Source organism: Sorangium sp. So ce367, assembly GCF_051520455.1.
GTDB lineage: Bacteria > Myxococcota_A > Polyangia > Polyangiales > Polyangiaceae > Sorangium > Sorangium cellulosum_B.
In genome coordinates this window covers 3525918-3547471 of the sequence record NZ_CP150334.1, presented here as the reverse complement: position 1 = coordinate 3547471, position 21554 = coordinate 3525918, and the positions used below count along the sequence as shown (strand labels likewise).

General features: G+C 71.1%; 14 protein-coding genes. 7 read left to right on the top strand and 7 right to left on the bottom strand.

Features of this window, described 5'->3' with window-relative positions; translation table 11 throughout:
* The first annotated feature begins 94 nt into the window (after positions 1–94).
* From WME97_RS13700 to WME97_RS13685, 4 genes are all read left to right on the top strand, one after another.
* Positions 95–232 (top strand): hypothetical protein, encoded by a 138-nt coding sequence (locus tag WME97_RS13700; RefSeq protein ID WP_437552344.1) that lies wholly within the window; start codon positions 95–97, stop codon positions 230–232.
* Between the two features lie 220 nt (positions 233–452).
* Entirely contained in the window at positions 453–3554 is a 3102-nt protein-coding gene (locus tag WME97_RS13695; RefSeq protein WP_437552343.1) for an FHA domain-containing protein, read from the top strand.
* A 4-nt stretch (positions 3555–3558) separates the two neighbouring features.
* A complete protein-coding gene (locus WME97_RS13690; protein WP_437552342.1) occupies positions 3559–6366 on the top strand; it encodes a TonB-dependent receptor domain-containing protein in 2808 nt (935 codons plus the stop codon).
* A gap of 1 nt (position 6367) precedes the next feature.
* Positions 6368–7507 carry a hypothetical protein gene (locus tag WME97_RS13685; protein WP_437552341.1) on the top strand — a complete coding sequence of 380 codons (1140 nt, stop codon included), beginning with the start codon at positions 6368–6370 and terminating at the stop codon, positions 7505–7507.
* A 38-nt stretch (positions 7508–7545) separates the two neighbouring features.
* Here the strand turns inward: WME97_RS13685 and WME97_RS13680 are convergent, their stop codons facing one another.
* From WME97_RS13680 to WME97_RS13670, 3 genes are all read right to left on the bottom strand, one after another.
* The gene (locus WME97_RS13680) at positions 7546–8415 is read right to left on the bottom strand and encodes a PTS sugar transporter subunit IIA (protein WP_437552340.1); all 870 of its coding nucleotides are present in this window, start codon (positions 8413–8415) and stop codon (positions 7546–7548) included.
* A 5-nt stretch (positions 8416–8420) separates the two neighbouring features.
* Positions 8421–10616, bottom strand: a complete 2196-nt coding sequence (locus WME97_RS13675) for a cation:proton antiporter domain-containing protein (RefSeq protein ID WP_437552339.1) — start codon at positions 10614–10616, stop codon at positions 8421–8423.
* A 258-nt stretch (positions 10617–10874) separates the two neighbouring features.
* Positions 10875–12464: an SDR family NAD(P)-dependent oxidoreductase gene (locus WME97_RS13670; protein ID WP_437552338.1), complete on the bottom strand. Its 1590-nt coding sequence runs from the start codon at positions 12462–12464 to the stop codon at positions 10875–10877.
* 239 nt (positions 12465–12703) lie between these two features.
* Here WME97_RS13670 and WME97_RS13665 point away from each other — a divergent pair, with 239 nt between their 5' ends.
* Both WME97_RS13665 and WME97_RS13660 read left to right on the top strand, forming a co-directional pair.
* Positions 12704–14254: an ATP-binding protein gene (locus WME97_RS13665; RefSeq protein ID WP_437552337.1), complete on the top strand. Its 1551-nt coding sequence runs from the start codon at positions 12704–12706 to the stop codon at positions 14252–14254.
* Between the two features lie 9 nt (positions 14255–14263).
* Complete coding sequence (locus tag WME97_RS13660; RefSeq protein ID WP_437552336.1) at positions 14264–14617, top strand: response regulator; 354 nt, start codon at positions 14264–14266, stop codon at positions 14615–14617.
* 27 nt (positions 14618–14644) lie between these two features.
* Here WME97_RS13660 and WME97_RS13655 read toward each other — a convergent pair whose 3' ends face one another.
* The 4 genes from WME97_RS13655 to WME97_RS13640 all read right to left on the bottom strand — a co-directional run bounded on the left by WME97_RS13655 (position 14645) and on the right by WME97_RS13640 (position 20557).
* A complete protein-coding gene (locus WME97_RS13655; RefSeq protein WP_437552335.1) occupies positions 14645–15193 on the bottom strand; it encodes a hypothetical protein in 549 nt (182 codons plus the stop codon).
* A gap of 129 nt (positions 15194–15322) precedes the next feature.
* The gene (locus WME97_RS13650) at positions 15323–18418 is read right to left on the bottom strand and encodes a DEAD/DEAH box helicase (RefSeq protein WP_437552334.1); all 3096 of its coding nucleotides are present in this window, start codon (positions 18416–18418) and stop codon (positions 15323–15325) included.
* A gap of 220 nt (positions 18419–18638) precedes the next feature.
* Positions 18639–19490, bottom strand: coding sequence for a hypothetical protein (locus tag WME97_RS13645; protein ID WP_437552333.1), 852 nt, complete (start codon positions 19488–19490; stop codon positions 18639–18641).
* A gap of 842 nt (positions 19491–20332) precedes the next feature.
* Positions 20333–20557: a hypothetical protein gene (locus WME97_RS13640; protein WP_437552332.1), complete on the bottom strand. Its 225-nt coding sequence runs from the start codon at positions 20555–20557 to the stop codon at positions 20333–20335.
* Here WME97_RS13640 and WME97_RS13635 point away from each other — a divergent pair.
* Positions 20556–21176, top strand: a complete 621-nt coding sequence (locus tag WME97_RS13635; RefSeq protein ID WP_437552331.1) for a hypothetical protein — start codon at positions 20556–20558, stop codon at positions 21174–21176. The two genes, WME97_RS13640 and WME97_RS13635, sit on opposite strands and share 2 nt — an antisense overlap.
* The last annotated feature ends 378 nt before the right edge of the window (positions 21177–21554 follow it).

Sequence of the window (21554 nt, the reverse complement as noted above, 5' to 3'; positions counted from 1 at the left end):
GACCCAGATGACCGCCGCGCAACGGCCCCGCTCGCGGAATGCGATTGAAGAAAGATCGGATTCCGGATTAGCCTAACTTTCCGGAGGTCCCTCCATGCCTGGCGACCAAGAGCTCGAGCACGGCGACGACATGGATGGCGCGCCTGAGGATCTGGAAGAAGAGGTGCCGGAGTCGACCCGTACACCCTCTCTCGAGGAGGCCCGCGCCGGTTTCATGCTGCTCGATCTGTGACCCGCTGAACCACGTGGTTCCCGGAAGTCACGACCCTCCGCGCCGACACTCCGTTCGTCCAGCGGGCGAGAGCCTCCGCCGAACGGCGCCCACCGCCGCGCGCGTGCAGAAGCGCGCTCCTCTCCCGCGAGCGGCACCGCGCCAGCGCGGCGCGAGGCGGCGCACGGGACGCGCCTCTTCCCTTGCCCTCCCCGACGGCCTGTGGTGAAACGCGGCCCGCATGATCCCGGGGCTAGGCAAACAAAGCATCACGATCGGCAGCGCCCCCACCTGCGATGTGGTGCTCGTCGCTCCCGGCGTCCTGCCCGAGCACGCGCGCATCGTCAACCAGGGGGGTGGCAAGCTGCTCTTCTCCTGCGGGCAAGGGCCGGCGTCGGCGAACGGGCGGCCCCTCTCGCCGGGAGAGCAGGTCCCGTTCGACTTCCGCACCCAGTTCGTGGTCGCGCAGACGCCGGTCCCGCTGAACCATCCGGCCATCACGCTGATGCTGGCGTCGCCCGGGAACCTCGCGCCCGCGCCCGGCCAGGTCGTGATCGGACGAGACCCGGGGCGCGCCTCCTTGGTGCTCCAGCACCCGAGCGTCTCGAGCCAGCACGCGACCGTCACGCTCGATCGCATGATGGTCATCGACCACAACTCGACGAGCGGCACGTACGTGGGCGCGCAGCGCATCGCCGCTGGCTCGCCGACGCCCATCGATCCGCAAGGCGCCATCGCCTTCGGGCCCGTCCCGGTCCAGATCAGCCTGCTCGTCCAGCTCGCGCAGGCCGCCCGGCAATCCGCGCTGCCGGCCGCCTCCGGCGCCCCGCCCGCGGCGAGCGTCCTGCCGCCGCAGCCTGCCGCTTCCGGCTACGCGCCGCCGCAGCAGCCCGGCGCCGGGGGTTACGCGCCGCAGCAGCCCGGCGCCGTGAGTCACGCGCCGCCAGGCGTCGCCGGCGGTTACGCGCCGCCGCAGCAGCCCGCGCACGCGGCGTCCTCGGTGCCCGCCGCCGGCGCGCCCGGGCGGAAGAACAAGACGGTCCTCGGCCAGCTCGACTTCTCCGGCGGTGGATCGAACGTCAAGAAGATCGGCCGCACGCCCGACAACGACATCGTGCTCGCCCACCCCCAGGTGTCGAGCCACCACGCGCTCCTGCACTCGATCAACGGGCAGCTCTACGTCGAGGACCGCGGCAGCGCGAACGGGACCTACGTCCGCGGCAACCGCATCGCGCCCGGCCAGAAGATCGCCGTGCAGAGCGGCGAGAAGATCTACATCGGGCCCATGCCCCTCCAGATCGAGATGGGGGGCGCGGGCGCCGTCGAGGTCGTCCAGGAGGAGTACTCCGCCGATCGGTGGGCAGGGCGCCCGCTCTATGAGATCGAGGCGTGGAGCCTCGCCCTCCAGGTCCCCGACCGGGACAACCCGAACGAGCAGAAGACCCTGCTCGACAACGTGTCGTTCAAGGCGCTGCCGGGCGACATGATCGCGCTCATGGGGCCGTCGGGCGCCGGCAAGACGACGCTCCTGCTCACGCTGAACGGCTACCTGCCGCCGACGAGCGGCGTCGTCCGCATCAACGGCGAGGACCTCTACAACATCTACGACACGCTCCGCGGATCCATCGGCTACGTGCCGCAGGACGATCTCGTCCACCCGGAGCTCACCGTCTTCGAGGCCGTCCGCTACAGCGCGAAGTTCCGCCTCCCGCCCGACTACACCGAGGCCGAGATCGACGCCCGCGTCGAGCAGACCATCAAGGATCTCGGCCTCGAGGGCGTCAAGAACCTCCAGATCGGCAAGCCCGAGAACAAGATCCTCTCGGGCGGGCAGCGCAAGCGCGTCAACATCGCGCTCGAGCTCGTCACCGATCCGGTCATCCTCTTCCTCGACGAGCCGACCTCGGGCCTCGCCGCCGACGACACGACCGCGCTGATCAGCCTGCTGCATGACCTCACGAAGGCCACCGGCAAGACGATCATCATGACGATCCACCAGCCGGCGAAGGACGAGTTCGAGAAGTTCAGCCACGCGCTCATCCTGGGCTACGGCGGCATCCCGATGTTCTTCGGGCCGACCCGGCCCGACGCGTACCGCTTCTTCGGCAGCTGGAAGGAGCGGCACGGCCAGCAGAACGACGTCGACAACCCGCGCGACATGTTCGAGATGCTCGCGCTCCGCGAGCGGCCCATCTTCGATCAGCTCCGCGCGCGGAACCCGAACGCGTCGCGCGGCGACGCCAGGAAGCTCGCCGCCATCGAGTGGCGCAAGGAGTTCTTCAGCGACGGCAACCCGACGTACCGCCGGATGTACTCCGGCCGGCGCGAGATCGGAACCGGCCAGGGGCAGCGCGGCATCCCCGCCGGGCGCGCCACGACCAAGGGGCAGCTCGGCCTGCTCCTGTCGCGCTACTTCAAGGTGAAGAAGCGCGACATCGGCGGCACCCTGATCATGCTCCTCCAGGCCCCGATCATCGGCATCCTGCTCGCGATCGTCTTCGGCGGGCAGGAGAAGGCGATCCCGGCGTGGTGCCTCGGCGCGCTCCAGGAGCTCGGCCGCCGCGCCGGCGGCGCGGACAAGAGCACCGACGTCATCAAGGGCATGGAGGTCACCACCGACCACACCGCGGCGATCTTCTTCCTCGTCGTCGCCGCGGTCTGGTTCGGGACCTCGAACGCGGCGCGCGAGATCGTCAGCGAGCGGGCCATCTACCTCCGCGAGCGCATGGTCAACCTGGGGCTCGTCAACTACGTGCTCTCCAAGTACCTGCTGCTCGCCGGCTTCTGCCTCGTCCAGTGCACCGTCCTGCTGGCGATCGTGTTCTTCGCGCTCGGCTTCCACGGCGGCATGCAGGCGTTCGGCATGCAGCTCGCCGCGCTGACCGCCACCTCGCTCAGCGCCGTCGCGATGGGGCTCCTCCTCTCCACGGTGGTCGCCTCGTCCGAGGCGGCGATGGCGCTCACGCCGATCGCGCTCATCCCGCAGGTCGTCCTCGGCGGGCTCATGGTGCCGATGACGACCGTGCCGCACCTCCGGCCGCTCATGTACATCATCCCGGCGCGCTGGGGCTTCGAGGGGGCGATCGCGCCGGAGCGGCTCGCGACCGCGGAGGATCCAGCGTGGGTCATCGATCTGCACCGCACCGACACGAGCGCCGCGGACTTCATCGAGGGCGGCAAGTTCAAGTGCGCCATCGCGCAGATGGCGGCCGACAACTATGCGGGCGCGTGGGGCTTCACCACGTACGATCAGACCTGGATGCCCTATGCGGTGCTCGCCGGAATGACCTTCATCATCCTCGTCACGCTCTGCGCGGTGCTGAAGCGGCGCGACCCGGTGTGACGTCGTGACCGCGCAGGAGCCCGCCGCTTCCATCCGCATCGTTGACCGGCGCCCGCGCGGCGATCGCAGGCCGGCCGCCGCGGCGCTCCTCTCGCTGCTCGCCGCCCTCGCGCCCTCCCCGGCGCGGGCGCAGCAGCAAGGCCAGGAGGGGCAGGCGCCCGAGGGCGGTGCGGCCGTGCCCCGAGGCCCGGGCGGCGCGATCGTCACGCCGCCTGCCTCCACGGCCGCGCCGGCGGGGAAGGCGACGCCGCCGCGGGCGCTCAACTACACGCCCCCGGAGTACCCGCCGGAGGCCGAGAAGCAGGGGCGCGAAGCGTCGGTCACCCTGCAGCTCGACATCGACCGCGACGGGCGCGTGAAGCACGCCGTCGTCGTCGAGAGCGCGGGGCACGGGTTCGATGAGTCGGCGCTCGCCGCGGCCCAGAAGCTCGATTTCGAGCCCGCCCGCCGCGCCGACGGGACCCCCGCCCCGGCCCGCATCCTGTACCGCTACTCGTTCACCCTGAAGACGGCCTCGCCGCCGCCGGCCGCCGGCGAGCCCGCGAAGCCCGCCGAGAGCCTCCGCGGCACCGTGCTCGCCAGCGGGGGCGACGTCCCGCTCGCCGGCGCCACCGTCTCGGTCGCGCGCGTCGCGGGCGCGGGCGCGGGCGCCGCGACGGCCGCCGCGCCGCCGGGGCTCACGACCGACGAGGGCGGCGCCTTCGCCTTCGCCGCGCTGCCGCCGGGGCGCTACCAGGTCACCATCGCGGCGCCCGGCTTCGAGCCGCTCTCCGTCGAGGAGGCGCTCGCCCCCGGAGAGCAGCTCGAGGTGAAGTACCGGCTCCTGCCGCAAGGCGACGGCCTCGAGGTCACGGTCCGCGGCAAGCGGCCGCCGCGCGAGGTCACGAAGCGCACGATCGAGCAGCGCGAGATCAACCGCATCCCCGGCACGAACGGCGACGCCCTGCGCTCGCTGCAGAACCTGCCGGGCGTCGCCCGCCCGCCCAGCATCGCGGGGCTGCTCATCGTCCGCGGCTCCGGCCCGCAGGACACGCAGACCTTCGTCGACGGCACGCAGGTGCCGCTCATCTACCACTTCGGCGGCCTCTCCTCGGTCGTGCCGACCGAGATGCTGGATCGGATCGACTTCTACCCCGGCAACTTCAGCGCCAAGTACGGCCGGGTGCAGGGCGGCATCGTCGACGTCGCCCTCCGCTCCCCCAAGGAGGACGGCAAGCTCCACGGCCTGGCGCAGATGGACCTCATCGACGCGCGCGTCCTGCTCGAGGGCCCCGTGCCGTTCCTCGAGAACACCCGCTTCATGGTGGCAGGACGGCGGAGCTACATCGGCGAGTCGTTCGGCCCCGTGCTCGAGGCCGCGGGCGCAGGCGTCACGCAGGCGCCGGTCTATTACGACTACCAGGTCCTCCTCGAGACCGAGCCCACGCCCTCCGCGCGGCTCCGCCTCACGTTCTTCGGCTCCGACGACGCCCTCGAGCTGCTGCTCAGCGACCCGGCGCCGAACGAGCCGGCCCTCTCCGGCAACGTCGGGCTGCACACGGCGTTTCAGCGGCTGCAGCTCCGCTACGATCACGAGCTGACCGACAAGGACCGGCTCGACGGCGTGCTCGCGATCGCGCGCGACGACGCCGATTTCGGGATCGGGCCGATCTACTTCCAGCTCGATCTCAAGACGATCTCCGGCCGCCTCGAGTACGCGCGGCGTGTCTCGAAGGGCACGGTGTTCAACGCGGGGCTCGACGTCTTCGCCGGCCTCTACGCCGTGAACCTCCGCGCCCCCGGGCCGAACCGCCCCGGCGAGCCGCCGAACCAGCCGTTCTCGACGCGCACCCTCCAGGAGGTCTCGCGCGACGGCGAGTTCTTCTACCCCGCGGCGTACGCCGAGCTCGAGCTCGCCCCGAGCCCTCGGGCGAAGATCGTCCCGGGCCTGCGCGTCGACTACCAGGACCTGAACCAGCAGGTCACCGTGAGCCCGCGCGTGAACGGGCGCTTCGACGTCGTCCCCGGGTTCCCGCGGACCACGGTGAAGGGCGGCCTCGGGGTGTTCCATCAGCCGCCGCAGTTCCAGGAGGTGATCCCGCCGCTCGGCAACCCCGGCCTGAAGTCGACCCGCGCGCTGCACTACGCAGCCGGCGTCGAGCAGGAGCTGACCCGGCACATCGAGGCGTCGGCGGAGGGGTTCTACAAGCAGCTCGACGAGCTCGTCGTCGGCGTGAACCGACCCGGGTCGATCCAGCTCGACTACCAGAACGTCGGATCGGGCAGGGTCATCGGCGGCGAGTTCCTGCTCAAGTACAAGCCCGACGATCGCTTCTTCGGCTGGGCCGCGTACACGCTGTCCCGCAGCACGCGGGTGCCGGAGCCCGGCGAGCCGGAGCGGCTCGTCCCGTTCGATCAGACCCACATCCTGACGGTGCTCGGCAGCTACCGCCTGGGCGACGGCTGGGAGTTCGGCGCCCGGTTCCGCCTCGTCTCCGGCAACCTGGTCACGCCCAACGTGTGCAACGTCAACGAGCAGAGCTGCGACCCGTACCGCACCAACGCGCTCTTCTACGCGCCCACCGGGACGTATACGCCCATCCCGTTCTCCGGCCCGAACAGCGAGCGGCTCCCGGCGTTCCACCAGCTCGATCTGCGCCTGGACAAGACGTGGAAGTTCAAGACCTGGCGGCTCTCGGCCTACCTCGACGTGCAGAACGTCTACAACAACGCGAACAGCGAGGCGATTCAGTACAATTACAACTACACAGCCCGGCAGTACGTCACGGGGCTGCCCATCCTGCCGAGCTTCGGGATGCGAGGAGAGTTCTGAGATGCGCGGGGCGCAGGTGATGAACGGCGCGGCGAAGCGCGAGCGTCCCGAGCGCCGCGGGCGCCGGTGGCGGCGCGCGGTCCTGGGGGCGCTCGCGCTCGCGGCGATCGCGTCGCCGGCGATCGCCTCGGGGTGCGTCGCGGGCTTCGATGCGCCGAGCCTCGTGAGCGGGCTCCGCGTCCTCGCGGTGGTCGCCGACAAGCCGTACGCCAACCCCGGAGACCAGGTCACCTTCCGGATCCACTACCAGGACGGGCTGGGCGGCCCCGAGGACGGGTCGCGCCCTGTCTCGGTCTACTGGTTCGGCGGGTGCGAGAACCCCGTCGGGGACGACTACTACGGCTGCTACGCGCAGCTCGAAGGCATCGCCTCCGAGATGGAGGCGTGGGTGGAGCGAGGCGACCCGACGGTCCCGCTGCCCGACCTCAACGGCGTGCGCCCCGGCTTCGGGGACACGTACACGATCACGATCAGCGACGACATCCTCACCGGCCGCAAGCCGCCCACCACCGGGGGTCCGGCCTTCGGGAGCGCGTTCGTCTTCTTCGTCGCCTGCACCGGGGAGCTCGGTCTCGTGGAGGACCAGGGCACCGGCCGCGCCGGGACGTTCCCCGCCGCCTGCTTCAGCGGCGGGCGCCGGCTCGGCCCGGACAGCTTCGTGCCCGGCTACACGCAGATCTACGCCTTCGAGGGGGGTCGCGAGAACGCGAACCCGGAGATGCGGGGGCTCACGCTCGACGGCGAGCCCCTGCCAGAGGACTTCGCCGACATCCCCACCGTCCAGCGCTGCCGCGTGAGCGCGGAGGCGCGGCGCGAGGCCGGCTGCAGCGCGGAGGATCCGTTCGTCGAGTGCGACGCCTACGAGCTCGACGCGATCGTCGACCCCGACACGGTGGCGGAGGACGATCCCAGCGCGCAGCAGCAGGCGCTGAAGGAGATCGTCTGGGTCGACTACTTCGCCGATCTGGGCGATCTCGACGGGAGCATCAAGCTCGTGAGCGACGCGAATAAGGGGTACATCGGCGATCACGCCGTGAGGTGGATCCCGCCTGCCGAGCCGGGCGTCGCCACGATCACCGCGGTCCTGCGCGACGCGCGCGGCGGCTCGTCCGTTGTGCAGCGCCTCGTCCGCGTGGAGTGACGGCGGCCCATCGGCCCCCGCGGCGGGGGCCGCGGCGATCAGCCGCAGCCCGCTTCGATCTGCGAGAGCTGGTCGATGAGCTGCGCGGGGTCGCGGGCTGCGCACAGCGCGTCGGCGGCCCCGAGCCTGGCGAGCCTGGCCGCCTGGGCGAGCAGCTCGAGGTGCGCGCGGCCCCCCTCGGCGCAGACGAGGACGACGAACAACCGGAGCGGCGCCCCGCCCGGCGTCGGCACCGCGAGCGGCTCGGCCAGCGTCGCGAGCGCGGCCGCCAGGCACGCGCCGGGGACGATCGCGTGCGGGACCGCGACGCCGTTGCCGAGCGCCGTGGGCGACTCGCGCTCGCGCCGCAGGATCTCCTGGGCGAGCGCGCTCGCCGCGAGCACGCTGCCGGGAGGCGCCAGCCGGGACGCCGCGACGTCGATGACGTCCTCGATGTCCGCGCACGAGAGGTGCAGCACGACGCGCTCGGGCGTGAGCAGCTCGCAGAGCCGCCGCGCGGGCCGCCCCCCGAAGGCCGCGCTCGCCGGGAACTCGGCGTCGATGAACGCCTTGACGCGCGCGAGCTGCGGGCCGGTGAGGTTGCGCCGCGCGAGCTCCACGCAGAGCGCCTTCGCCGACGGGACGCGGTCGAGGTAGCGGGAGACGAGCGGCTCGACCTGGTGGCCTAGCTCGAGGAGCACCGCCGGCGGGAGATCGAGCGCGCCCGCGATCGCCGTGAGCCGGTCGGGCGTGGGGATGGCGTCGTGCCCATGCTCGACGCGGCTCAGGTAGGCGCTGGAGACGCCGATGCGGTGCGCGAGCGCGCGCAGGCTCAGGCCCGCCTCGACGCGGAGGAGCCGCAGCGTAGCCCCGAACTCGGCGACCGCGCGGGCGCGCGCGGCGCCGTCAGCGTCGGACATCGCTGGCATAGGCTTCAGGAACGATCGGGCTCGACCGCGAGGGCGGTCGGGAGGACTTTCGGGACGGGCGCCGTGGCCGGGGCGGACACGGCGGCGGGCTCGTAGTGGCGCACGACGAGCAGCGAGGTCGGGCACCCCTGGATGATGTGCTCGGCGCGGATGCCGAACCGGCGCTGCGCGAGGCCCCACTCGGGCCCGACGCCGACGAGGACGAGATCGTAGCCGCGCTTCGCCTCCTCGAGGGCCGCGTCCGCGGGGGAGTCGTGCTCCACCACCTTGAGAAGCACCTTGGACTTCTGCAGCGCGCCGCCCTCCTCGCCCTCGAACACCTCGTCGACCGTCTGCTGCGCGCCGAGCGCGTCGTCGGACCTGCGCTTCGGCTTGACGACGTGGAGGATGGTGACGTCCGCGCCGACCTGCTGCGCGAGCCGGCGGGCGAGCGAGAGCGCCGCCTTGTCGTGCAACGTGCCGTGGAACGGCACGAGCAGCTTGCGGACCGCGGCGAGCCCGCGATCGATGAGCACGCCGACGTCGGTGTGGGCGCCGCGCATGACCTCGTAGACGGTGCCGCCGAGCACGGTCTGGCTGAGGAGCGGCTTGTGCCAGCCGACCAGCACGAGGTCGGCCTGCTTCACGTCGGCGACGTTGCAGATGTCGTTGCTCGGCTTGGGCGAGACGAAGGAGAGCGGCCGGACCTCGGCGCCCAGCTCCTTGGCCCTCGACAGGAGCGGCGCGAGCGCGGCGGCCCCCTGCCGCTCGGGCCCCTGGTCGAGGTAGAACGAGCCGCGATCGGTCGGCGGGATGAGGCGCAGGGCGTAGAGGCGCCTCGCCTCGGGGCCCGTGCCGGCGAGCGCGCTCGCGAGCGTCACCATGCCGGGGCCGGAGCGCTCGTAGGAGACGCACATGAGCACGGTGAACACCTCTGCTGCCGCGGGCAGAGGCGTCCGCTCCGGCGCGTCGGCGAGCTCCTTGGCGAGCTCCTCCGGCGGGTAGATCCAGCGCAGGAGCGGCGTGGTCATGAAGGTGGTGACCAGCGCCATGAGCACCATCATCGTGAACAGCTTGGGCGAGATGATGCCCAGATCGAGCCCGAGGTTCAGGACGATGAGCTCCATCAGGCCGCGGGTGTTCATGAGGATGCCGAGCGCGCTGGCCTCCCGCCAGCTCTGGCCGGTGAAGCGGGCGGCCACGGTGCTGCCGCCGAACTTGCCGAGGCAGGCGACCAGGATGATGAGGCCGCACATCATCCAGCCGTCGACCGAGTTGAGCAGCCCGATGTGCGTGCGCAGGCCGCTGTAGGCGAAGAACAGCGGGAGCAGGAAGACCACGGCGAAGTCCTCGAGCTTCTCGGCGAGGCTCTGCGCGAAGCCGGTGCCCTTCGGCATGATCGCGCCGAGCATGAAGGCCCCGAACAGCGGGTGGATGCCGATCATCTCGGTCATCCAGCTCGAGACGATGAGCAGGAGGAGCGTGACGGCGACGAGATCCTGCGAGAGCCCTTCCTTGCTGGAGCCGCGCTCGCCGAGCCGGGCGAGGAAGGGGCGGACCACGAACAGCATGCCGGCGATGTAGGCGACGGCGAAGACGGTGGTCCAGACAGCGCCCACGAGCCCCGTGGCGCGCGCGATCGAGACGACGAACGCGAGGATGCACCAGGCGGTCACGTCATCGACGGCGGCGCACGTGATGGTGAGGGCGCCGACCTTCGTGCCCAGCAGGCGCCGCTCGGTGAGGATGCGCGCGAGCACCGGGAACGCCGTGATGCTCATGGCCACGCCCATGAACAGCGTGAACGACGAGAACGGGACGGAGCTGTCGGAGAGCCGCGGGTACAGGTAGAGCGCGAGGAGCCCGCCCAGCGCGAACGGCACGACGATGCTCGTGTGGCTGATGATGACCGAGGCGTGGCCGCGCCCGCGCAGGAGCTTCGGGTCGAGCTCCAGCCCGATGAGGAACATGAAGACGATGAGGCCGACCTCGCTCACCAGCTTCAGGAGCGGCAGCGACTCGTTTGCAAACAGGAGCGCCGACGTATCGGGAAAGAGCCAGCCGAACAGCGACGGGCCGAGCAGGATGCCCGCCGTGACCTCGGCGATGACCATCGGCTGCTCCATCCGGCGGGCCACCAGGCCCACGAGCCGCGCGCAGGCGATGATCAAGAACGCCTGGATGAGGAAGCGGCTCAGCGAGTTGTGGATCAGAATCTCCATGGGGAGCGCTCCCTCCTGGTGGTAAGTGTTAAGTTATCGCTTATCAGCGGGCTGTCTCGGCTGTCAAGAAAGGGATGCGCAGCGTCAAGCGGCCTGAACAGGACGTCGGAGGCGCGCCGACAGCGCGTCAGGCAGGCCGCGTGAGCGACCAGGTGCGCCGCGCGATCGGACGAGCGGGCCCAGCTCGACCAGCTCGTCGGCGGGTGCCTCTCGCGGGCGGTTGTTGAGCGTAGGAGCGCGCCCTGGCGCAGGCGGCGCCTACCAGTCGGTCGGCATGTAGTCTTTGAAGAACTGGCCGTACGCGTGTTGGCCGCTGAGCAGCCCGGAGAAGATAGGATCGCAGATGCGGGCGGCGCCGTCGACGATATCGAGCGGCGGATGAAAGCCGTGCTCCTCGAGCTTTCGCGCGGCGAGCGCCGCGGGGTCCTCGTCGGTGACCCACCCGGTATCGACGCTGTTCATGAAGATGCCGTCCTTCACATAATCGGGCGCGGACGTGCGCGTCATCATGTTGAGCGCGGCTTTCGCCATGTTGGTGTGAGGGTGCCTGTCCGTCTTGTAACGACGGTAGAACTGCCCCTCCATCGCCGAGACGTTGACGATGTGCCTGTCGAACGTGGGCCGTCGCGTCATGAGCGGCTTCAGCCGGGAGTTCAGGACGAAGGGGGCGACCGCGTTGACGAGCTGCACCTCGAGCATCTCGACGGTCGGGACCTCGGCGAGGGTGAGCCGCCAGCTGTTCAGCGTCCGGAGATCGACCTGCTGGAGATCGGCGTCGTAGCGCCCCTGGGGGAAGAGCAGCTCGTCGAGGCGCTCATCGCCCGGAGCCGGGATCTGGGAGAGCAAGGCGGGCTCGCGCAGGCCCGCGGTGGGGTCGGCGCCGGCGACGAGGGGGAGCGTGCCGCACGCGCGGAGCGCGTCGTACTCGCGGAGCGGAGCCTGAGCGCCCTGCGGGAGAGAGTGGACGGGCGCGGTCTCGCCCTCGATGAGGTGGCCGTAGAAGCCCGGCGGTCGCCGCACGGTCTGACACGCGTTGTTGATGATGAAATCGAGCCGGTCGAGCGTGTGGAGGAGGTGGCGCGTGAAGAGCTCGACGCTCGGCGTGTGTCGGAGATCGAGGCCGTAGATGGCGACCCGTGATCCCCAGGCGTCGAAGTCGCGCTCGGCCGAGAAGCGGCGCGCGGCGTCGTGCGGGAAGCGGGTCGTGACGATGACCCGCGCGCCGGCGCGGAGGAGCATGATCGCCGCCTGATAACCGATCTTCACGCGCGCGCCCGTGACGAGCGCGACGCGGCCGTCGAGCGGCGCGGTCTGGCTGCGTTTGCGGTAGTTGAAGTCGCCGCACGCGGCGCACATCGCGTCGTAGAAGAAGTGGACTTTGCGGAACTCGGCCTTGCAGACGTAACACTTGCGCGGCCGTGCGAGCTCCGGCGCGCCCGGCTCGGCCGGCGGCCCAGGCTCCTCGGTGGCCTCGGGCGGCGGCGCGGGCTCCTCGGCGGGGTCGGCCCACGACAGCGGGGGCGCGGCCGGGGCGAGCGCGTCCGGCGTGCGGAACACCGGCTCTCGACGGGCGACGCGGATGCCGACCGCATCGAGCAGGGCGGCGTCGGCGGACTTCTGCGCGTGCCGGTCGCGCTTGCGGAACGCCCTGGCGAGCTCTCGCTGCTCGGCGCGCTCGGGGCGCGAGACGCGGCCGGCGGCCAGGAGGAGCCGGCGGCGGTCCTCGGAGCTGATGGCGGCGAGCTGCGCGCGATCGAGGGCCAAGGCCTCCAGCACCTTGAGGCAAGCGTCGAGATCGGCGGCAGTGAACGGCCGGCCTGCGCCGGCGGCTTCGCGGTCGGGACTCATCGAAGCGTGCGTGCATAGCACGCGGGAGACCGCGCGCGAACCGCAGGGGCGCTTCGGGTCCTGCCGGCACGCTTCTAACCGCGCCGCATCGCGCCCCATTGTGCCCCATCGTGCCGCGCCGCGCCGCGCCCAGAGCCCCGCGGACGAGTCGCGCGAGCCGCATCCTGTTCGCCGGCTGACGATTGTACACTATGCCCGCACATCCCCCTGAGCCCTCGGAAACTCAAGCAGAGGATCTTATGCTCGAGTCGGCACACAGTCTGTTCGCGACGGAATTCATGCCCCATGGCCATTGCTACTTCTGGCAGCCGGGCATGGTCTGGCTGCAGGTCATCACCAACCTCGCGATCGGCTTCGCCTATCTCTCGATCTCCCTGACCCTCGCCCACCTCGTCCGGCGCATCCGGGACATCCCCTTCCAGTGGGTGTACCTCGCGTTCGGCACCTTCATCGTTGCCTGTGGGTTCACGCACTTCATGGATGTGTGGGTCATCTGGCAGCCGCTGTACTGGCTGGATGGGGCCCTCCGGGCCATCACGGCGATCGCCTCCGTCGGCACCGCGATCCTGCTCGTTCCGCTGCTCCCCAAGGTGGTCGCGCTGGCGGGCGCGGCGCGTGTCACACGCGAGGACGAGCTCCGCAGGGAGGAGCTGAACCGCCAGCTCTCGGCGCTCTATGAGAGCACGCGCGAGGCGCTCGCGGAGGCCATTCCCCAGCTCGTATGGACCGCGACGCCGGACGGGGAGTTCGACTACGTCAACCGGCGCTTCGCGGAGTACGTCGGCGAGCGTCGGCCCAGCGGCGCGGCCTGGACGGCCGCCATCCACCCCGAGGACGCGGATCGGGTCGTGGCGCGCTGGAAGGAGAGCTTCGCCAGCGGAGACGCTTACGAGATCGAGTACCGAATTCGGCGCAGCGACGGGATCTACCGCTGGTTCCTCGTGCGCGGGTTGCCCCTGCACGACACGACCAGGCGGATCGTGAAGTGGTTCGGCACCTGCACCGACATCCAGGAGCAGAAGATCGCGGCCGAGGAGCGCGAGGTGATGCTCCAGCAGGCGCGAGAGGCCGTGAGGGCGCGAGAGATCTTCCTCGCCGTCGCGGCCCATGAGCTCAAGACACCGATCACGCCGCTGCGCGCCGAGGTGGAGAGCGTGCTGCGCGCGGCGCGCGCCGCGCGCGCAGACCGCCTCACGCCCGAGCGCCTGGTCATCAAGCTATCGGTCGTGGAGCGGCAGATCGATCGCCTGGAACGGCTGGTCTCCGACCTGCTCGACGTCTCGCGCATCGCCGCTGGACGGATCGAGCTTCAGATACAGGAGGTCGACCTCGCGGAGGTCGTGTGCGAGGTGGTCGAGCAGCACAAATACGACCTCGCCAGGAACTCGATGTCGCTCCAGCTCGCCGCCGACGCCACGGGCGGCTGGGATCGCAGGCGCCTCGACCAGGTGGTGAACAACCTCCTCACCAACGCGCTCAAGTACGGCCGTGGACGTCCGATCACGATCACCGTGTGGTCAAGCGATGTCCGCGCGTGGCTCACGATCGCGGACCAGGGCATCGGCATCGCGCCCGAGCACCAGGCCATCATCTTCAACCAGTTCGAGCGCGCGGTCTCGGAGCGGCACTACGGGGGGCTCGGCCTCGGGCTGTGGATCGTGCGGGAGGTCGTCGGGGCCATGGGTGGGACGGTGTCCGTCGCGAGTGAACCAGACGTCGGCTCGACCTTTACTGTGGAGTTGCCTCGACAACGTGGGAACCTCGATGACACCGAGACCAAATCTCCTTAAGCTGACACGATGAAGCACATCCTGTTGGTGGAGGACAACGAGGATATTCAGATCTCGCTCCGCGACGCGCTGGAGGAAGACGGTGCTTACATCGTCATGACGGCTGGAAACGGAGCGGAGGCGCTCGCGCTGCTCGAGCGCGGCGAGCGGCCGAATATGATGCTCATCGATCTGTTGATGCCCGTCATGGACGGTGTGGAGTTGATCGACCGGATGCGGCGCGACGCGCGGTTCGCGGGCATCCCGGTCGTCGTCCTGTCGGCCGCGTCGATCACGTCCCCGCCGCCCGGAACACCGTTGCTCAGGAAGCCGATCCGCTACGAGGCCCTCCTCGGAGCGGTCCAGAAGGCGTGCGGGTGCTGAGCGCGGTGCGCTCGCGCACAGAGGACGCTACTTGCCGGCGGGCGCGTAGGGGCAGGGAGCGCCGCCTTCTCCGGTCTCGGCGAGGGCGCCCGTCGAAGGATCGATGGTGAGCGCGGTCGGGAACGGGTGAGCGCCCGGCCCCTGCGACCCTTCGGAGACCGAGAGCAGGATCGTCCTGTCGGCGCGCTGGAACGCCCCCTTGCGATGGACGATGCCCGACCAGACGCACGCCACATTCGGCGGGCAGGGAGAGACGCGATCCTCGGCGACGAAGCTGCCGTCTTTCGCGAGGGAGAGCCGGCGCTCGTACTTGCGCGGACCGCACGCGGCGGAGCTCCACGTGCCGAACAGAGCTTCCTCGCCGGGGCCGGTGGTCGCGGTCCGCGCTGTCGTGGCCGGCGCCTGGGTCGTCGCGGTGACCGTGGCCGAAGCCTGCGGCGCGGGCGTGCCCGGCGCCGCGGTGGACAACGGCCCCGCGGGTGATGACGGCTCGGGCGCCGGCTCGCGCGGACCGTTGACGGTGCACGCAGCGAGCGGCGCCAGCAGCGCGGCGAGGGGGAGGATGAACGTTCGCATCACACCCGCTCATCCCATGGCGGCTCAACACGCGCAACGCGTGGACCGCCAGAGGCCGCGGCGATGCGCCCGCCCCGCGAGCGACGACACGGCGGGGAGCGCCGCGCGGAAGGCCGCGATCGACGTGCGCTACCCCAGCAGCGCGAGCAGATCCTCCCGCGTCAGCGAGGCCGCCCTGTCCGCCTCGCCCAGCGCGGCGCCCGCGATCGCGCGCTTCCGCTCCTGCAGCGCGAGGATCCCCTCCTCCACCGTGTCCTTCGCGACGAGCCGGTGGACCATCACCGGCCGGTGCTGTCCGATACGGTGGGCCCGATCCGCCGCCTGATCTTCGACCGCCGGGTTCCACCAGGGATCGAGCAGGAAGACGTGATCCGCCGCGGTCAGGTTCAGGCCGGTGCCACCCGCCTTGAGCGAGATCAGCATCACCGGCGGGCCGCCCGGCGACTGGAACTCGTTGACCACCCCGGCGCGGTCGCGCGTCCCGCCGTCGAGGCGGCTCCACGGGATCCCCGCCCCGTTGAGGTGCGGCTCGACGAGGTCGAGCAGCGAGGTCCACTGCGAGAACACGAGCGCCTTGTGGCCGTCCGCGACGCACTCCTCGAGCGCCTCGATCAGCCGCGTCACCTTGGAGGAGGGCGTGGTCCGCGCCGCCGGCGCCGCGCCGCCGGCGCTCGATCCCGGGATCAGCGCCGGATGGCAGGCCGCCTGGCGCAGGCGGAGCAGCGCCTCCAGCGCCGCCATGACGCTCGCCCCCTCCGCGAGCTTCTCCACGACGTCCTTGCGGGTGGCCGCGCGCACCGCATCGTAGAGCTCGCGCTCCGCCTCCTCGAGCTCGCAGTAGAGCACCATCTCCGATCGCGGCGGCAGCTCCGGCGCCACCTCGCCCTTCAGCCGCCGCAGCACGAAGGGGCGGATCTTCTGCCGCAGCTCGGCCGCGGCGCCCTGCACGCCCTCGGCGATCGGCCGGCCGTAGCGCTCCTGGAAGGCGCTCCGCCCGCCGAGAAGGCCGCGGTTCGTGAAGTGGAGCAGGCTCCAGAGCTCCTCGAGCCGGTTCTCGACCGGCGTGCCGCTCAGCGCCACGCGCAGCTCGGCGCGGAGCGCGAACGCCGCCCGCGCCGCCTGGCTGTCGGGGTTCTTGATCGCCTGCGCCTCGTCGAGCACCACGGCCTCCCAGGCCTGCGTCGCGAGCAGCTCGGCGTCGTTGCGGAGCACGGCGTACGTCGTCAGCGTGACGTCGGCCGCAGGATCGAGGGCGCGCCGCGTGCCGTGGTAGATCGCGAACCGGAGGCCCGGGCGGAAGCGCCGTATCTCGTCGGCCCAGTTGTGGACGACGCTGCGCGGGCACACGACGAGCGTCCGCCCGCGCAGCGAGCAGAGCGTCTGCAGCGTCTTGCCGAGCCCCATGTCGTCGGCGAGCACCGCGCCGAGGCCGGCGTCGCGCAGGAACGACAGCCAGTCGACGCCGCGCCGCTGGTAGGGGCGCAGCGTCGCGGTCAGGTCGGAGGGCAGCGGCGCCTCCGGGAGCGACGCGAAGCCGTCGAGCAGCGGCATGAGCTTGTCGAAGCCCGACGGGCGCGGGTACTCGATCTCGTCGCACAGCGCGGCCAGCGCCGGGAGCGCCGCGGGCGGCACCTCCTTGTCTTCGCGCCGCGCCGCGAGCAGATCGGCGACGCGCGCGCCGTACCTGTCGAGCCACTCCGAGGGCAGCGGCGCCCACCCGCCGCCGAGGAGCGGCACGAGCGGCAGGCCGTCCTGCCACGCGCGGATCACGGCCGTCGCGTCCGCGCGCTTCGGGGGCGCGCCGGCGCCGTCGCCCTCGTCACCCGCGCCGTCGTCGCGCCCCGCCGAGAGCTCGAACTCGACGTCGAAGGCCCGGTCCTGGATGACGAAGCGCGGCACGAGCGCGGCCTTGCCGAAGATCTCGCCGCGCGCGTCGGCGAAGGCGCGGGTGTCCCACGACTCGAGGCGCGAGGCGAAGCGGATCGCCTCGACGCCGTCGAAGTCGACCCGGCGGCCCGGGATGAGGTGGAGCTCGTCGCGCAGCCGGACCAGCAACATGCGCTCCGCGGGCTCGTCGCGGACGGGCACGGCGCCGGACAGGTGCACGAGCCGGCCGTTCTCGATGCGCGCCTCCGGCGGGTCGCCGTAGACGAGGCTGGGGACGACGGAGAGCGTGTGCTCCTTCTGGCTGAGCTCCAGGAGGATCCGCGGCCGGGACGCGCCGCCCGCGCGGGGCAGGCGCTGGCTCTGGATCGTGACCGGGACGCGCTTGGTCAGCTCCGGGAGGACGTCGGTCACCAGCTTGCCGAGGTCCCCCCGCGGGAACACCCGCCGGAGCGGCAGCCGCTCGAGCTTCGGCCCCGTGAGGTCCATCTCCCGGAGCAGGTGCAGCGTGCCGCCGCACCGCACGACGCCCGACGCGATCACCTCGTCGACGCGCGGGTCCCGCTCCACGACGAGCGCCGCGCCATCGTCGTGATCGCGCACCGCCGCGCGAGGGCCGATCGCCTCGCTGGAGACGCGCACGGGCGCGCCGTCGAGCTCCACGTCCGCGACGCCCGCCAGCGCCGCGAAGAGCTCGGGCTGGCGATCCGAGGGGAAGTAGCCGTGCTGCTTCGTGCCCACGAGGCGGTCGATCGCCAGGTCCTCGTGCGTCGGGTAGAGCTCGGGCAGCCTCGGCCCCGGCCGCTCCGGGCTCGCTGGAGCCCGCACGGCGCGGCCAGCGAGGCTGGCGAGCGAGACCCGGAGCGGCTCCTCGGCGCCGCTCGCGTGCACGATCATCCGCTCGAGCGCGAGCACGAGCCCCTTGCGCCGGAGCCGGTACCGCAGCCGCGCCGGCGGCGCAGCCGCGCCGGTCGCGCCGCCCTGCGCGGCCGGCTGGCCCTGCGCCGCTGGCTGGCCCTGCGCGGCCGGCTGGCCCTGCGCCGCTGGCTGGCCCTGCGCAGCCGGCTGGCCTTGCGCGACCGGTTGCGAGAGCGACAGCGTCGCCGCGACAGCGTGCGCGCAGGGGTCGATTTTTCCACCGCAGTCGCACGTCCACTCGGCGTCCGCTGGGTAGAGGGTGACGGTTGGCGCAACGGGCTGCCCGGCCGCCTTGATGCGGACCACGATGGCATCGCCGCGATCCTCCCGTCCGAAGGCAGCGCCCTCACGGGCGAGCTTGACGCCCTGGGACCAGAGGCCCGGAAGACAGGCTTTCCTGATGGCTTCGAGAAGACCCTGCACTGAGACTCCAGACACCGACGGCTGGCCGCGGTAGCTCGCGCGCTCTCCCGGGACCAGCGCCACTTCTTGGGATGTTCACAGAAAGACGAGGATGACGGAAAGAGGTTCAGGCGTCTTCTTCCGCTTCTTCCGCTGCCTCGTCCTCCAGATTCCGGGAGCTTGCCCGGCATGAGCGGGGCGCTGCTGTAGCAGGTATCCGCGCGGCATCACGCGGCGAGCTTCACCGACGCGTCAGGTGCTCGCGATAGCGCGTCGTGAGCTCCATCCAGCGCAACGTGAGGATCGGCTCGCGCTCGAGCCGATCCTGCCAGCTGCGATCGACGGCTTTCCACAGGTCGCGGTCGGCGATGCCGTGGCGCAGGAGCGCCTGGTCGAACGACGAGGCCGCTCCGATCGACGACTCGGCGCAGAGGACCGCGTACTGCTGAAGGCTGAGCGAGGGCAGCGCGCTCCGCGCGCCCGGAAGGTCGCTCCGCGGGGCGGGCGCAGGGGCCGCAACGCTCGGCGTCGCCACCCCGGACGCGGCCGGCACGGCGCCGCTCGCGTCGAGCTCGCCGGGAGATCGCCGGAGGGTGACCCCCGACCGCGCGTTGCCGCCATCGAGCTCCAGCGGCTCGGCGTCCGACGGGAGCTTGATCGAGGGCAGCGGCAGGGCCCGCGGCACCTCGACGGTCTCGTCGGCCTCGCCCTCCGAAGGGGGGCGTTTTCCGCTCGACATGGGGACGATCACCGACTGCGGCGACGAGGCCGCGCGCCGCGGCGGCGCAGAGGAGGCGCTCCCCCGGCCGCCTCGCCGTGAGCCGGCGCGCTCGCCGTCGGGCGCCGCGAACGACAGCACCGGACCGGCGTCGGTGATCTCCATCTGCAGGATGATCTCACCCGTCCTTCCGCGAACGACGAGCCGATCACCCGAGGGCGTCACCTCCATCTCGTAGCGCCGCCCGGAGGAGAGCGAGACGGTCGCCGAGGGGACCGGCGCGCCGCTCGCCGCCCCCCGCGAGCCCATCTCTTCCTGAGGACGGAGCCCGGCCTGATGCAGCCCGCGCTCGCTATCGGGTGGATCCCCGCTCATCAGGATCGGAGCCTAACGCAGCAAGCGCACGCCCCGCGAGCGCTTTCTGCGCCTGCGACGCTTTCGACGCATGTTCAAGCGTCTGAGCCCGGTCCCAGTACGCCGCCTGGGGACACGCGGCTCGCTTTCCTGCGATCGGGCGCGGGCGCATCCGAGCCGAACCGACCCCCTCCGACGCGGTGCGCCCGGTCGGTCGCCTTGGCTCGCCCTGAGCGTCGCGGCCTGCGCTCGGTCGCGCAGGGTTGCGCAGGAGCGCGCTCGGTCACCCAGGAGTTGGGTCGAGGGTGCACTCCGACACAGAGCGCTTACGTGGCCCGGCGTGTCTTCATTTCACGAGGTGCGTCGCTCCGCTCAAGCCCGGGCTGCGCTGACAAAAATCGCCGCTGTTGGCGTTCTCTTGGAATTCGTTGGCGCTGATCGCAATGCGTCCAGAGAGGTCATTCCTTGTGTACTCCGGCCCATCTTCGCTTGGAACGGTCGCCTCTGTAGTAAAGCGGGCTGCGAGCTCTTCCCGACAGGAGGTCTATGAAGACTACCGTTCTCGCGCTTGCGCTGCTGTTCGCCGTGTGCCTCCCAGGCTGCTCGTTCTACACCAGAGAGACCATCGAAACATGCGACACCGAGTGTGAGAACGTGCCCAACCAGGACGCGTGTCTAGCGGAATGCCGGACGTGCGTGGATCAATGTAAAAGCGAGCCCTTCGGGCCCGACCGCTGGGATTGCATAGCGGAATGCCGGACGTGCGCGAAAGTGTGTAGAAACCAGCCCGACCGCGACGCGTGCATCTCGCGTTGCGGCACCTGCAGCGGCGACCAGTGTGTCGAGCCGGCTCCCGAGGGCTTCTATGGCCCGGCGCTGCTCTGGGTCGGCAGGACGGTGGACGAGCCGAACTGCCCCGGCAGCGCCCCGACCACGGTGTACAGGGGGTACGAGACCGCTGACGTCCCCTTCGCGTGCAGCCCATGTCGGTGCGGCGAGCCAGCCTGCGCCTTGCCCGACGATCTCAGGACGGCCGCCTCGCTGAAGTGCGGTGGCCCGGCGGTCTCGGTGCATGAGCCCCGGGACATGCTGAACGGCACCTGCGTGGTGCCCGGCGACGTCCTTGCGAACGATCATCAATCGATCGTCCTCGGCGCGACCCGAGTGACGCCTTGCGAAGCCAGCATCGAGCCCCCCCCGGTGCCACAGTTCACCTTGCGGTGGTATCGCTCGGGCGTGGCGTGCGGAGGCATCCCCCAGGAACGCACGTGCGCCTCTCCGTCGAAGACGTGCGTGTCGCCCGATCAGGAACACGGCTTCGCTCAGTGCATCATGTACCTCGGCGAGGGCGAGGTGACCTGCCCGGAAGATTACCCGGAGGACGTCGTCCTTTACGACGGCATGAGGGACGAACGCCACTGCACGCCATGTGAGTGCGGCCCTCCGACAGGCAGCGAGTGTTCCCTGGCGCTCCTTTCCTTCCGGGACGGCGCGTGCGGCGAGCTGATCACCGCCGGCACCGCTTCGAGCCATGCCCCGGGCTGCGTCGCCGCCGTGCCGGGGAAAACGCCCAAGAGCATGCAGGCTATCTGGCAGGTCAATCAGCCCGGAAGCTGCGAGCCGAGCGGCGGAGAGCTGCGAGGCGAGATCGTCCTCACCGGCCCGAGCACGTTTTGCTGCCAAACACGTCCAGGCGAGAACGGGTGACGGTCACGCGCCGCGAAGGGTGGCGCAGCGCCGCCCGAGCCACACGATTCGGGCTTCTCCTGAACCACGGTCGGGCTTGACCAGAATCTACGATGTCAGGCAAAGGCGCCAGGTAGATGGATCCGTGGGCATGACGGAAAAATCTCTCGATAGGGAGAAATCGACGAGCCAAAACGCAATGCGACCCGCGCGCTCGAGAGCGCACACAAAAGCCTTTACGTGCGCTCCAAAGTCAGTATCTACAGGATCACGACGTGGGAGCGGCGACGTCGAGCCGGCCTCCGTCACGCGGCAGAGGTGCACTGTCCTACGGGCGCCGGAGACGTTGAAGAGGGGGGCCACATGGCGGGGTGTTGCGGCCGGACGGGAGACAGCGGC